The 14,427-nt window shown below is 43.5% G+C and carries 10 protein-coding genes; 8 read left to right on the plus strand and 2 right to left on the minus strand.

Translation table 11 applies throughout. From position 1 onward, the window contains the following. A partial coding sequence (locus HDC90_RS10195; RefSeq protein WP_184465966.1) for a hypothetical protein occupies positions 1 to 180 on the minus strand: 180 nt, incomplete at its 3' end. A gap of 389 nt (positions 181 to 569) precedes the next feature. Next, positions 570 to 773: a hypothetical protein gene (locus HDC90_RS10200; RefSeq protein ID WP_184465968.1), complete on the minus strand. Its 204-nt coding sequence runs from the start codon at positions 771 to 773 to the stop codon at positions 570 to 572. A gap of 206 nt (positions 774 to 979) precedes the next feature. Here HDC90_RS10200 and HDC90_RS10205 point away from each other — a divergent pair, with 206 nt between their 5' ends. Genes HDC90_RS10205 through HDC90_RS10240 form a run of 8 tightly spaced genes read left to right on the plus strand, consistent with a single transcriptional unit; the run spans position 980 to position 14,422 of the window. After that, positions 980 to 4,003 (plus strand): SusC/RagA family TonB-linked outer membrane protein, encoded by a 3,024-nt coding sequence (locus HDC90_RS10205; protein ID WP_184465970.1) that lies wholly within the window; start codon positions 980 to 982, stop codon positions 4,001 to 4,003. An 11-nt stretch (positions 4,004 to 4,014) separates the two neighbouring features. Then, positions 4,015 to 5,553 (plus strand): RagB/SusD family nutrient uptake outer membrane protein, encoded by a 1,539-nt coding sequence (locus HDC90_RS10210; RefSeq protein ID WP_255497583.1) that lies wholly within the window; start codon positions 4,015 to 4,017, stop codon positions 5,551 to 5,553. 2 nt (positions 5,554 to 5,555) lie between these two features. Next, positions 5,556 to 6,218, plus strand: a complete 663-nt coding sequence (locus tag HDC90_RS10215; protein ID WP_184465972.1) for a hypothetical protein — start codon at positions 5,556 to 5,558, stop codon at positions 6,216 to 6,218. Between the two features lie 13 nt (positions 6,219 to 6,231). Next, entirely contained in the window at positions 6,232 to 7,254 is a 1,023-nt protein-coding gene (locus HDC90_RS10220) for a DUF5007 domain-containing protein (protein ID WP_184465974.1), read from the plus strand. A 21-nt stretch (positions 7,255 to 7,275) separates the two neighbouring features. After that, entirely contained in the window at positions 7,276 to 10,470 is a 3,195-nt protein-coding gene (locus HDC90_RS10225; RefSeq protein ID WP_184465976.1) for a SusC/RagA family TonB-linked outer membrane protein, read from the plus strand. Positions 10,471 to 10,481: 11 nt separating this feature from the next. Further along, complete coding sequence (locus HDC90_RS10230) at positions 10,482 to 12,038, plus strand: RagB/SusD family nutrient uptake outer membrane protein (RefSeq protein ID WP_184465978.1); 1,557 nt, start codon at positions 10,482 to 10,484, stop codon at positions 12,036 to 12,038. A 22-nt stretch (positions 12,039 to 12,060) separates the two neighbouring features. Then, the gene (locus HDC90_RS10235; RefSeq protein WP_184465980.1) at positions 12,061 to 12,801 is read left to right on the plus strand and encodes a fasciclin domain-containing protein; all 741 of its coding nucleotides are present in this window, start codon (positions 12,061 to 12,063) and stop codon (positions 12,799 to 12,801) included. 13 nt (positions 12,802 to 12,814) lie between these two features. Continuing rightward, on the plus strand, positions 12,815 to 14,422 hold the full coding sequence (locus tag HDC90_RS10240) for a DUF5008 domain-containing protein (RefSeq protein ID WP_184465982.1): 1,608 nt from the start codon (positions 12,815 to 12,817) through the stop codon (positions 14,420 to 14,422). Positions 14,423 to 14,427: the final 5 nt, after the last annotated feature.

A 14,427-nucleotide genomic window follows, 5' to 3' on the forward strand; every position in this document is an offset into this window, starting at 1 on the left:
TTGGTCCTGCTGTTCGCTGTAGCCCTCATACTTCGGGGCTGCCGCTGCCATCAGGTTTACGAACAGTGGAGCTGCACGTTGCAATGCCCTAAAAATGAAAGGCTGTTTTAGCCATTTAGCCTGGGTTGCAGCGTTTAAACCGATTGCGGCTAAAAAATAATCGATCGAAATTTTTTTCATTCTTAAATAGGACATAGCCACCTGTGTTTTCACCTGTTTGTTTCGGTCTCATTGTTATGATATTGATGGCGTCTAAATTCATACAGCTGTTGGTACGGCGCCATCATTGGTAACCATATTACAAAAGTGAAGACAAAGTGAAAGTTTAAACTACCTGGATTCAATATAAAGGGCTGAGGGCATTTTTTAAGCTAAATAGTCGATTTTTAGTTAATTATGTCCAATTTTCTACCCTTTATTTAATGATTTTCATCCTTTTTTAAGAGATAATGCACCAGTTTTGAGTTAACCAAACCCATATCATTACCAGCTTAGGAAAGATATGAAAACGTTAATAGGTTGCCATCCCCAAAGGCATACTTATAAAACAAATTAACCAAAACTATTAATTATGAAAAAACCATTACTTCACAAGCAAGGCTTTCTGAAAGTTTACCAGGCTCCGATCCCAATTCCTTTCGGCCTTTTGTTACCAGGTACAATGTTGCCAGCGCAATCCCATTACAAAACCATTGCAAGAGTACCAATATGCGGTAATGCCAAAATCCTAATGTTTTCAGTTCCAGGCCAAAATTTACAATCGAATTAAGCAAATCCCCAAGTTTTAAAGATAAAACAGCTAAACAGTTTCTACCCGTCGCATAAACAGCACCATGAAGTGCAGCTGTAAGGCTATTTCATGCTGATGTTAACGTATTGACTACAGTAGTAGCCCGGGAATTTCTTTGTCCTGCCGAAAGGTGCAGGTGAGATCTGTATTGCTGTTTTTAAATAGACAAGCCAACAAACATGATATAAAATGAACAAAAAAAATCAAGCATTGGATCCATACCTAAACCAGCTTCAGCCGGTATGTTTATTTAAAAACATCCCCAAAAAGATGGGTTTATTTTTAGTGCTATCCACCATGATTAGCTGCGCGGTTAACCTTCAGTCGTATGCTAAAGGCGCAGCTAACTTAGGCGGCACCTGCTTACAGGATACCACCAAAAAGGCAAAGCAGCCGGTGGCTATCGATTCGGTAGTACTGGTAAGCTATGTATCCAAAAGAAATACCGATACCGTAAAGCTCAACCAGATAAGCAAGTATCCTTTTATCTCCCTGCAGCAAGCCTTAAAAAGTAATACCAAAGGCTTGTACGTGCAGGAAATAACTGGCGAACCGGGTAGTGCCAGCCAATCAATGTTATTGAGGGGCTTAAGTCGTCCTTTACTATCAAAAACCAATGTTGCAGAATCGCAGCCTGCAGTTTATATTAACGGGATTCCTTTAATTGGCGATAATCCTTTTGTTTATAATGTACAGGAGTACGATTTTTCGCCAATAGGGCCCGCCACCAACCTGTTATCGGCTATCGATCTGGATAACATCCAATCTATAAACGTCATCAGCAACCTGGCAGCCGTTTCTATTTATGGTCCGCGTGCAGCCAATGGCGCCATTTTAATTACTACCAAAAATGCACACCAGGGTAACCGCGAAATTTCAGTTAACAGTTATTTCGGTTTTGCCACTAAAAACAAGGTAACCACCACCAATGGCCACGACGAAAGCCAGTTACGCAGCATTTTTTATAATAAATATGCTACAGCCGAAGATTTCGACAAGTATCCGGCTTATCTGGCCGATGCCACCAATGAAAACTACTACGGCCGATCGGACTGGACCGACTTTTATTATAAAAATGAAGCCCTGCATACCATTAACGCCAGCATAACCGGCGGAACCTCGCGCTCTAATTTCAGGTTTTTTGCTGGCAATACGGCTAATGCCGGCAATGCTGATGATACGCGCCTAAACCGTTATAATGCCGCTTTCTTTATCAATGTGCTGCCATTGAAATGGCTTACCATCTCAACCATGGTTAATGCTACGCGCCTTAACCGCGACCGCAACCGCTCGCTACGTGATCGTTTTGCCGAAATGCAATACGTACCCGACCTCATTAGCCCGATAGCGCCCAACAAAAGCATTTATGGCAACTATTTAAGCGAGTACGAAAACAAAACTATCGATAACAACATCAATAACGTAATACAGGGCTCGTTCTCTGCCAATGCTAAGTATAAAAACTTCGATTTCATTACCCGCATATCGTTTGATTATAATGAGGGCATGCGCGATTTGTTCTATCCAACCACTTTAATGGATGGGAACAATTACGTGTCGAATTTTTACGCCTACAACCAGCGTTTAAACATCGATAACTCCATTGCCTACAATTTCAAAATAAACAAAACACATGTATTTAAAGCTTTGTTTGGTCATACGCTTTCGCGCGATGTAAATAAATACAATTACCTGCAAGGTTACAAAGGTACCAGTGATTACATCAGGATTAACAGCGTTGACGGCGACGTAAACCAAGGTGACTATTTACAGGCACAAGGCTTTTTTACCAAGAAATTTACCGATAAACAAAAAATCAACATCAGCTCTTTATACGGCAGTTTTGATTATACGCTGAACAACGAGTTTTTTGCTACCCTGGTAGCCCGTACCGATGGGGCCTCGAACATGCAGACCAATAACAGATGGTTTTTTTCGCCATCGTTAAATACCAAATGGGATATTACCAGATACCTTAAAAGTGCTGTACTCAATAATTTAAGTTTAAATGCCTCTTATGGTCGCTTGGGCACGCTTAACATTACCGATTTATACGGCGCAGGCCCACAATACGTAAGCGATTTAGGTTGGAGCTCCAATAAATCAGTAGGTTCTTATGGGGGTATTGGTACACTATCGCGCCCTTACGGCTCGGGCTGGATTGGTTACGATATTCCATGGGCCTATGTACAGGCATTAGAACTGGGTACCGATGCTGCATTCCTAAATAACAGGTTGCAAACCCGCTTGTCGTTCTATTCAAAAACCAACAAACGTATGCTTTTAGGCATTCCGGTAAATGCCGAATCGGGTTACACGAAAGAGTATAAAAGCGGCATGGATGTAAATAATAAAGGCATCGAGGTAGCCATTTCGGGCGAGATACTTAAAGCCAAAACTGGCGAACTGGGCTGGAATGCGGATTTCAACATTGCCTTTAACCAAAATACCTTAAAAGCCCTGCCCAATAACCTGCAGGAGATTACCATTGGCAACCAAAAATTAACCGTAGGCAAACCTGTCGATCAGATTTTGGTATTGCAAAGCCAGGGTGTTTACCAAACCGATGTAGATGTTCCAGTAAATCCGTCCAACTTCCAGATCATGACTTACAAAGGCTTGAAACTACATGGCGGCGACCCAAAATGGAAAGACCAGAACGGCGATTACATTATCGATGAAAACGATAAAGTAGCCATGGGCGGTTATATGCCACGCGTTGTTGGCAATTTTACCAGCAACTTTAGCTACAAAGGTTTTAATCTCGATTTTAATATCTACTTCGCCTTAAAACGAAGCATCATCAACCAATCGGCAGCCAATCAGCTCGATTTCATTAACAAAACAGGCAATAACAACATCAACTCGGTAAACGAAATTACTTTTTGGCAAAAAGGCATTAACGTAACTGATTATCCGATTTACAACCCCTGGAGTGCTGTACAATCGTACCGTGCTGATCAGGATATTTTTATCGAAAATGGCTCATATGCTAAGTTAAGGTCGGTTTCGCTGGGTTACGATATCTCACGGTTGAAGTATTTCAACAAAAGCTTCCGTAAAATTTATGTCTACGCGGCTGCACTTAACCTGTATACGCTGAAAAGTTATACTGGTGGCGATCCGGAACTGGTGAGTTATACAGGAGAAGATACCGGTTACGGCCTGCCAATACCGAGAACATTCACATTAGGTTTAAAAATTGATTTATAAGCACATTTACAATGTATAACAAAATAAAACCATCCAGAAACGTAATCAAAAAGATTGGGATGTTGATGTTGTTCGGTACGGTACTGCTATCGGGCTGTAACAAAGAACTCGACATCAATTCTACCCACCTGGTAAACGAAAACAATAACTGGAAAAGTTTAGCCGATGCCCGCTCAGCCCTGTTGGGTTCGTACGGTTTGCTTAGGGCTGCACTTGCCGATAACAATGCCCACTGGCTGTATGGCGACTTGCGCATGGGCGATTTTAAAGCCACCTCGCGCCTGGATTTAAAGGCCATTATCGAAAACAATTTAAATGCGCCCTATCCAGTAGTAAAATCGTTGAGCAACTGGCGTAAATTCTACGCGGTAATTAACAGTTGTACGGTTTTTATTGATCGTGCCGGCGAAATTTTAAAAAACGACAAACAATACACCGAAGAAAATTATAAAATTGATGTTGCCCAAATGCGGGCACTCAGGGCCTTTACCTACTTTTATATGGCTCGGATCTGGGGCGATATTCCGCTCATTACTGCCTCTACAGATGGTAATTTCATTGAACGCCCTAAAGTAGCATCAGAAATTGTATTGCAATTTGCTACCAGCGAATTGCTAGCCGCCGTAAACGCCCTGCCTTACCGCTACGGGGCTTTGCAAAATGGCTTAAACCAGCAAAACTATTATGGCAAAGTAGCCCCTTACTGGGATGGTATCTTACTGAACCGCATTTCGGCCTATGCTATTCTGGCACATATTGCAGCCTGGCAGGGTAAATACCTCGATGCTGTGGCTTATTCGAAGTTTGTAATGACCAACTTCGGTTTAAGCGGCGCCATTTATACCACCACACCAAACCTCACTAAGGTTGATGGCTTGTTTTATGGCAATAACGCTTCGCAACTGGTAGGTTTCCCTTTTAATTATAACACTGCCGAAATGAGTGCTGTAGGCCATATCGAGGACCTGGCCCTGGCTGCTCCCATCATTTCAAAAGCGGTACCGCAAATTAAAATGCCTGATGATGTAATTGCCAACATCTTTAACGAAGCAAACGACCTCAGGTTCAGGTTCGATCCGCTTACCGGCTTACCCGTATCTGATTATTTCAGCGGCTACGGTACCTCAAATACTGTATTCAGCAAAGTTAAGTGCATCCGCAATGCTTCTACTGATGGCACACTGGCCATTTACAGCTCGGCCTTAATTTTTACCCGAATAGAAGAAATTACATTGCTTTATGCCGAATCGCTGGCGGCTATAGGTAGTATGGAAGATGCAACCGATGCTTTAGATATTGTGCGCAACAGCCGTGGTATTGGCCTGTACAAAGGTACAAACGCCGGATTAATCGATGCCATTTTTGCCGAGCGCCGCAGAGAATTAATGGGCGAAGGCTGGCGCTGGTACGATCTGGTACGCTACAACAAATTGAAAAACAACGATCCCAAATTTACCGACCTGATTAAAAAAGGCGGCATTTACTGGCCTATTGATGAAGAAGTGCTGAGCACAAATGCAAAAATAACACAAAACGAATATTGGAGGTAACGATGATAAAAAGTATTAAAAACATAGCCTGCTGTATGGCCATTGCCCTGTTTGCACTTGCCTGCAAAAAAGATGACGGTGCCTACAATTACGAAAACGAAGCCAATGTATTTGATGGTAATGCTTATGCCTACCTCAAATCGCAAACCGGCAAATACGATTCGTTGCTTAAGGTATGCGAACGGGTAAGCTGGGCAAAAGATACCTTAACCAACAGTAAAGCCATTACCCTGTTTTCGCTTACCAACCGCAATTTTTCGGTGGCACTAAATGCGCTGAATAACCTCAGGTTAAGCCAGAACAAAAAAGCACTGGGTATTGCCAATCTGGATGCCGACCAACTGGGTATTTTATTAGACCGCTACATTGTAAGTACCAAAATAACTACCGATAGCCTGCACTTTGCCGATGGTGCTTTTTTAACCAGCACCCATTTTAAATATGGCATGAATGCGCAGGAGCTAAACTCGAACGCCAGCGGTTATGTTTTTGGCGGCCCCAAAGGGGTAGTTTATAGCGACGTTAAAAACTCGCAGTACACCAAAGAATGGAAATCGGCCACTACCCAGGCGGTAAATATAGCAACCAATAATGCCATTATCCATGTGCTTTCGGCCTCGCACGAATTTGGTTTCGGCGAATTTCTCATCCGATTAAATAAATAAATCATCCAGTTATATGATACCAAGAAATAAATCAATTGCCTTATTTTTTGCAGCCATTGGCGCACTCGCCATACTGGGTTGTAAAAAATTATTGCCGAGCGATACCGATGCCTTTAATAAAGACGCCGGATTTAAACAAACCGTTTACAAGCCCATACTGGGCCGCACTACCTTAATGGGCGATAACTTCAATATCGAAAGTTCATCGCTGCCGCTTACCTTCAAAATCGTATCCATGCGCAACAGCGATGGTATTACCAGCCCGGAGTTGTTAAAGCCCTTTCCGGTACTGGTGTGGAAAAAAGCCTACGATGGAAGCGAGAAATCGATTCAGGAAATTGAAGCCAAGCGGACTACCGAACAACATACCCTGTTCGAAGTAGGCGAGCACTCTGGCGAATTTATCATGTGGGCCGAAGCCAAAAGTAACATTGTAAAAGCACTGCCCGATTCGGGTTATGTTTTCGATGTAGAAGTATCGAACAATGGCGGGCGTAAATATTTTAACAACCTGGTGTTGCAGCCGCAGAGAGAACTGCCTTACGAGCCCAACCGTATTAACCCGCTAACCGGGGCCAATACGGGCGGTAGCATTAATCCATCGGTACTGACCGGGATTGTAGGCGATAAATCGGGCCAGCCCCTGGCAGCCAGCGATATTACTGTCCTGTTTAGTAAAGTGGGCGAAGGCAATTCCATTTCCTTTAAGTTTTTAGATACGTTGCTTAAACCCATCGATCCGGCCAAATTTAAACTCACCAACTGGAGCAAACTCGTACACGGTTTTAACATGAAAATGACCACTACCTCGGTAAAATACGATGCGGCTTATCCTATCCCGCTGGTAGCTATCCCAACGCCTTACACCAACACAACGGGCACACGTGCCCGTGTAGCTTTCGCTTACGATCGCATTGGCTTTGGTGGCTTCAGGGTAGAGGCAAGCCTGGGCTTAGATTTCGCCATTTTCGAAAAGGGCGATTGGGAAGTCATCTTCTGGTTTAATAAAGATAACCCGCGGTTTACAAACGACTAGCCTCAGAAAAATAAGTTGAACATGAGTTTTTACAATACAGATATGACTAAAAAATACATCCTAAATTTATTGCTTTTGGTAACGCTGGCAGTATGGGGCGGTGCAGTATCGGCCCAAACCCTCATTAGCGTAAAAGGCAAGGTCGTAGATAAAAGTGATGGCAATGGCATACCGGCCGTAACCATTATGGCCAGTACCTCCACCAGGGCAATAGGAATGACTAGAGATGATGGTTCATTTACGGTAAGCGTACCCGATAATGCCACACTAACCTTTAAATACCTCAACTACAAAGATGTTTCGATTAAGCTAAACGGCAAAAACGACCTCAAGGTGGTAATGGCCGAAGACCGCACCTCATTGGAAGACATTGTGGTAGTGGGATATGCCCAAAAAACAAAAGAAACCGTAATGGGCGCGGTAACTTCGCTAAAAGGTAAAGATATCCAGGATGTTCCGGTAAGTAACGTAGCCGAACTGTTTCAAGCCAAAGTACCGGGTTTAAACATTCAGATCAATACTGGTAGCCCGGGTGCTGCACCAACCATTAATATGCGTGGTTTATCAGGTATCAGTGTAACCGGATCGGGTGATAATGCCTTTTTAACGCCTACTTCGCCTTTGTTCGTAATTGATGGCGTACCGGTTGATTTAAATACCGATTACCAATATGGCTTCTCTAGCAATGGCCCCGGTATTAGTCCTTTATCGTTAATCCCACCAGAAGATATTGAGGAAATTAACTTCCTGAAAGATGCCAGTGCAACAGCCTTATATGGCGCACAAGGCGCTTACGGGGTAATTTTAATCAATACACGCAGGGGTAAATCGAAAACGCCGATTATCCAGTACTCCACCAACTTTTTCTTTAATACTCCACCTAAGCTCCGTCAGGTAATTGGTGGTGCCGCCGAAAGCAATTTAAGACTTTGGGAAATTTACACATATGGCGCCAATGTATATTCGGCACGCCAGAGTATTGATAATACCCCGATGCTGGCCGATAGTTTAAATACCTTTTACAACAACTCTACCGATTGGCAGAGCATTTTTTACCGCTCTACCTATAACCAGCAGCATAACGTAAATGCCAGCGGTGGCGACGATTCTTTTAACTACAAAATTAACGTGGGTTATTACGATGAGAAGGGGATTCAGGAAAATACCGGCTTTACCCGTTACTCGCTGAGTATGAACACCCGTTACAAACCCAGCCCTAAATTTAATGTCAACCTCATCCTCTCCAGCAGTTTGGGTAACACCCAGAAAGGGAGTGGCAATGGTTTGCTCCAAACCGGTGTTGCATCAGGAGCAGGTTCTTCATCTTTACTACCAGGCCCCAGCTTAATTAACAGCAGTGCGGCTTTAGGCGCTTTAATTGTTGATAATGACAATAAGGCCGGGAATATTAAAACCAGCGTAGAAGCCCGTTACGAGTTTCTTACCGGTTTGGCACTTTCAAACATCACCAGTTACGATTATTCGATGGGAACCACCGAAACCTTTAACCCCGCCATACTAAACAACAATGTGGCAGGTGTTTACTCGTACAATGATAAGCGCAGCACGCTTTATAACAGGGCCATGTTGAGTTTTAACAAATCGTTCCAAAAAGATGTACATAACCTCGGTGCCTATGTTTTCTCAGAGGTGTATGTGCGAAATTTCCAGGCACATGCCATTAAACAAAATCAGTACACCAATGATCAGTATCAAGGTCCGTTTGGTACTTCAGCAGCAAGCTCGGGCGGAGGGGTATTAGATAACTATTCTGATTCGAGAGCAGCATCGCTGGCCGGAAGTTTATCTTACAACTACAAAACCAAATACCTCATCGAGGCTACTTTCCGCTTAGATGGTACCTCGAGTACGGGTTTGAATGCGCCATGGGCGCGCAACCCTTCGCTGGCCGTAAAATGGAACTTCAACAAAGAAAATTTCCTCGCCAACTCCAAATGGCTCGATGTAGGTATGCTCCGCCTCTCATGGGGTAGAAATATTGCCCCTGTGGGTAGTGTATTCGATGCCAATGGTACTTACGATTATTATGGCAACTATAACGGTATGCCCACTACGGCTATCGATTTTAATAACCTGCCCAACATTAAATTATTACCAACATCTACCACCCAGTACAATGCCGGTTTAGATTTAAACCTCTTTAAAAACCGCATTACACTAACCTTCGATACTTATTACAAAATGGTAGATAACCAGCTTTGGGAAAAGAACATTACCACACACAATGCTTTTACCAAACTTAAAACCAACGAGGTTAGCAATGTAAACTATGGTTATGAGCTGGCACTAAGCTTCAGGCCATTACCAGCTACCAGCAAGGTAAACTGGACCCTGAGCATTAACGGGGCTTACAACAAGGAAAAAATAACCGCCCTGCCCGATGCTACCCGTCAGCTTTTACTAGATGGTGGCGCTACCGGACAGGCCATATTGTACCGCCTGGGCCGCAACTCATTAACCAATATCCTTTACAATTTTAAAGGCGTGTTTGCTACTGATGATGATGTACCGGTTAACCCTGCAAATGGTACCCGTTACCATACTTTTAACGGTGCAGTACCCGTGTATTTCAAAGCAGGCGATCCGTATTACGCCGATATCAACGGCGATTACGTGCTCGACTCGAAAGATATGGTTGGTGCTGGTAACTCCCAGCCTTTAATCAATGGCGGTATCAGCAATTTTATCTCATACCAGGGTTTTTCGCTTAACGTAATTATGGCTTACACCTGGCACCGCGATATTCTGAACAACCCGCTGGCTTCGAGCTTCCAGAATTTTGCTTCGCCATTTTCGGCAAACAACCTGGTACCCATAGGCGCCTATAACATCTGGCGTCAATCAGGCGATATTGCCAACTACCCTAATCCTTATGATTATTTAAGGTATGGGAACTATGGGGCTACGGATAAATCGACACAGTTTTTGCCTTTCCGTTATAACCAGACGCTATTCCAGGAAGATGGTTCGTACCTGAAACTGGCCACAGTAACACTGGGTTATAACTTTAAGCCGCAATTAACCAAGCGCCTGGGCATTACCAGTTTAAGGGTGTTTGCCACGGCCAACAACATTCACACATTTAGTTTTTACTCGGGTGCCGATCCAGAAAATGTGAGTTCGCTGGGCAGGGATAACTCTGGCGGTTACCCCGTACGAAGAACCTATGCTTTGGGCTTAAACATTCAATTATAAACAGGATAACGATGAAAAAAATAATATATCTACTATCAGCACTGCTGCTGTTGAGTGTAAACTTTAGCTGTAAAAAGTTCTTAAACGTAGAGCCCCTAAGCAAGCTATCGGGTAACAATTACTGGAAAAATGAAGCCGACGTGGAGAGCTACGACTTGGGTTTGTACCGTTTGTTTAGAGAGGCATCGATGAAAAATGTACTTTTTGAAATAGGCGATACCCGTTGTGGATGGGTAAGGTCTTCTGTCAAAAATTACCCAGGTAGGATTGATTTTGATTATATGGCCACCAACAACCTTAAAATGGCTATTGCTGCCCGTGCCGACCGTTCTTTGCCAGGTTATGAGGCCAACGCCATTAATGAGTGGTTTCAGTTAAGATCGAGATACGATCTGATCCAAAAATGGACACCCTTTTATAAAGTTATCCAGGCGGCTAACATTATGGTAAAAGAGGTTGGGGAAATGCCCGCTAACGTTCTTACCAGCGAGAAAAAGAAACAGTATATCGCCGAGGCTGTTTTTATGCGTTGCATCTCTTATTTCTTTTTAACCAGGCTGTTTGGCGATGTACCTTATTATACCGATGCCTATAACCAGGAAGCTTTGCCACGAACCAACATGGTTAAGGTTTTTCAAAATTGCCTGGCCGATTTAGGTGCTGTAAAGAACGATTTGCCTTGGACCTATAGCGATCCTACTTTTAGAGGGATCAGGGCTATGCGTGGTGGCGCTATCGATTTAATGATGCACATGAACATGTGGTGTGCGGGTTTTGATCCGGCCAATGCCACAAACTATTACAACGCGGTAGACCAACTGGGCAACGAATTGCAGGATATAGGCGTAGATCAGCAAAAAGCCTATCGCTTAATCCCGATCGAACAAACCTATCTCATCATGTTTGGTAAATCGCAGGAAGGTTTATTCGAAGTTCAATTGAGCGATAACACAGGCGAATCGGTTGCGGATGCGAGGTACAAATATTCCTTTTCGGTAGTGCATATTCCTTTCTTTCCCAGCGACAGGCCTTATTCGGAAATGGCTTATAAAAGTGATTATATGAAAAGAATCTATCCCGAAGATGGTACCGATAAAAGAAAGACAATCTGGTTTGATGAGAACATCTATGACGAATCAGGCCTGTGGCAGTTTTATAAGTTTTTTAACCGGGCAGCACTGGTTCAATCGCTTGATGATAACCCGATTATTTTCCGCCTGGCCGATGCCATTTTACTGCACGCTGAAGCACTGGCCGAACTGGGCAGGGATGGCGAAGCTGCTACTTTGCTTAATATAATCAGGGCCCGTGCCGGTGCCGATCTTTTCCCGGCAAACCCGGGCGAAGGAAAAATTAAAGATGCGATCTTTTTAGAAAGAGGTAAAGAACTGATGGGCGAAGGACACCACTTTTACGATCTGGTACGTACCAGAAGAATCCTGGATCCCAAGTTTACGCCTAACCCGCTTTCGTTTTCAGCGTTTCAGGCTGGTGCTTGGACCTGGCCTATTGATCCGAGCGCAACCCTCAACAACCCTTATATGACTTTGAACAACTACTGGCGTTAACCCATTAAAGCATACATTCAACATGAATAAGTTTAACAAAAATATACTATTGCTAAGTCTGGGCCTTGTAACCGGTTTAGCATTTAGCTGTAAAAAATACGAGCACTACATTGACGGGGGGCTAAAAGAGGCTAAATTTGATGGTACCATTTTACAGTACCTTCAGGCCAAACCCCTGCATTTCGATACACTAACACAGGTAATTAAACTCGCTGGCATGGAAAGTACCTTCAGCAGTGATAACATTACTTTTTTTGCGCCTACCGATCCAACCATCAACAGGGCCATCCGCACACTTAATAAAGAGCTCCGCTCAACCGGAAAAGATACAGTAACCAAACTTTCGGATGTTAAACCTGCAGTATGGAAAACAGCATTGTCACTTTACATCTTTAAAGGTACCAACCGCCTTAAAGATTACAGCCAGGTAGATACACTGGCCCTGAATACCTATAGAGGACAGGGCTATATTTCGTATAACGGTGCCCCCATGAATATTGGTGTGGTGTATAACGATGCCGTAACCAACGCTGGCACTGCCAATGAGGTAAGGGTAAAATATGCTGGTTACAGGCAGCTGATGATTTCGTATATTCCAGATCTTTCCCGCCCGCAAGCCTTGTGGATTAACGCACCCGTAGCATCATCAGATATTAACCCCACCAATGGGATTGTGCATGCACTCAAGATGGAAAAGCACTCTTTTGGTTTTAACAGCGCCTATTTTAACTCAATTGCGATAGAAAATGGAATTGGGAATTAATAAAAACAGTATTATGTTAAGAAATAAACAATTCTTAGGAAAAAATATGGGTCTGGCCTGTCTGCTTCTGCTGGCCCTTTCTTTCACTTCTTGTAAAAAAGAAAACCCCATAAGTGAAGACCCCTATGCAGGCGGTAAGGTTGCGCTGGGCATTAAATTCTCTTCAGATGTTTCAGATACTGAGCAGATAAACGGCGCTACGCAAATTACCTTCGAGGTAACCGGCCTGATGCCTTTTAAAGATCAGGTTAAATTCTACATTAACAATACTGAGGCCAGCATTACCAAAATAACTGATAAAACCATTACCGTACTTTTCCCGGCAGGGGCCAGTACCGGAGGTACCACACTCATTGTGGGCGACCAGATCTTTTTTGGCCCGCTTTACCGGGTTGAAGGTAAGGTGGAGGTAGATGCTACATTTGCCGCCAATACCAGCCTGGGCAGTATCAGGCAGGTTTTACCATTACCCAATGGTAACCTGGTTATGGTAGGCTCATTTGCAAATTACATGGCTGCGGCCACAACTAAAAAGCCAATCAACAACATTGTATTAACCGATGCAAATGGTTTTATTACTCCAGGTTTTTCAACTGGTAAGGGTGCAAATGGCCCCATATCTTCTATCCTCAGATTAGCCAACGGTCAGTTTATGGTAGGTGGTACACTAACCAATTACAACAATGTTATTGGTATGAACAGTGTAACCCGGTTAAATAGTAATGGTTCTGTCGATTCGACGGTAGTGGAAGTAGTAGGCAAAACCTCCGATCGATCGTACGATACCGTGGCCACCTTTAATGGCGGCGTAAATGGAGTAGTAAACAAGGTTTTTAATTATAACAATAACATTTATGTGGTAGGCAGCTTTACTAACTATGCCGAATTTTTTTACGAACGCTCTACCCGCGATAATAAAGTAGTGGGTTTTACCAAACTCAACAACCTGCTAAAAATGAGCATGAATGGTAAAATGGATTCGAGTTATAATTTCAATGTAGCTACCAATTTGCCTTTAGTTGCCGGTAACGGTCCCATTAGCGATGTCTTAATGCAAAGCGACGGTAAAATTATATTGGTAGGTTCTTTTACTACTTACCAGGGCTTAAACAGCAACCGCATTACACGTATTGGTGCCAACGGATTGGTAGACCCAACTTACCCTTCAGGTACCGGGGCCGACGATGCCATTACTGCCATTACCTACAGCGCTACTACGGGCAAATATTTGGTAACCGGAGTGTTTAACAATTACAATGGTTTCGCCACCAAAGGCCTGGTGATGTTAAATACCGATGGTACTGTTGATAGGAGTTTGGTACTTAAAACCATAGAAGGGGGCAGTATCAGTAAAGCTTATCAGTTAAAGAGTGGTAAAATCCTTGTATTTGGCTCTTTTACCAAATATGATGGCATTATCCGTCAGGGTTTTATGGTGTTAAACCCCAATGGGAGCCTGGCCGCAGGATACAACAATACCGGCAAATTTCAGGGTATCGTAAACGATGTTTACGAAAGCACCGACATTTTTGGCAACCCTACTGCGCTCATTGCCGGCAGCATTTTCCTTTTCGATAACCAGCAGGTATCGGGTGCGGTACGCATTTCCCTCAAACCATAATCATG

This window comes from Pedobacter sp. AK013 (assembly GCF_014205835.1).
Taxonomy (GTDB): Bacteria; Bacteroidota; Bacteroidia; order Sphingobacteriales; family Sphingobacteriaceae; genus Pedobacter.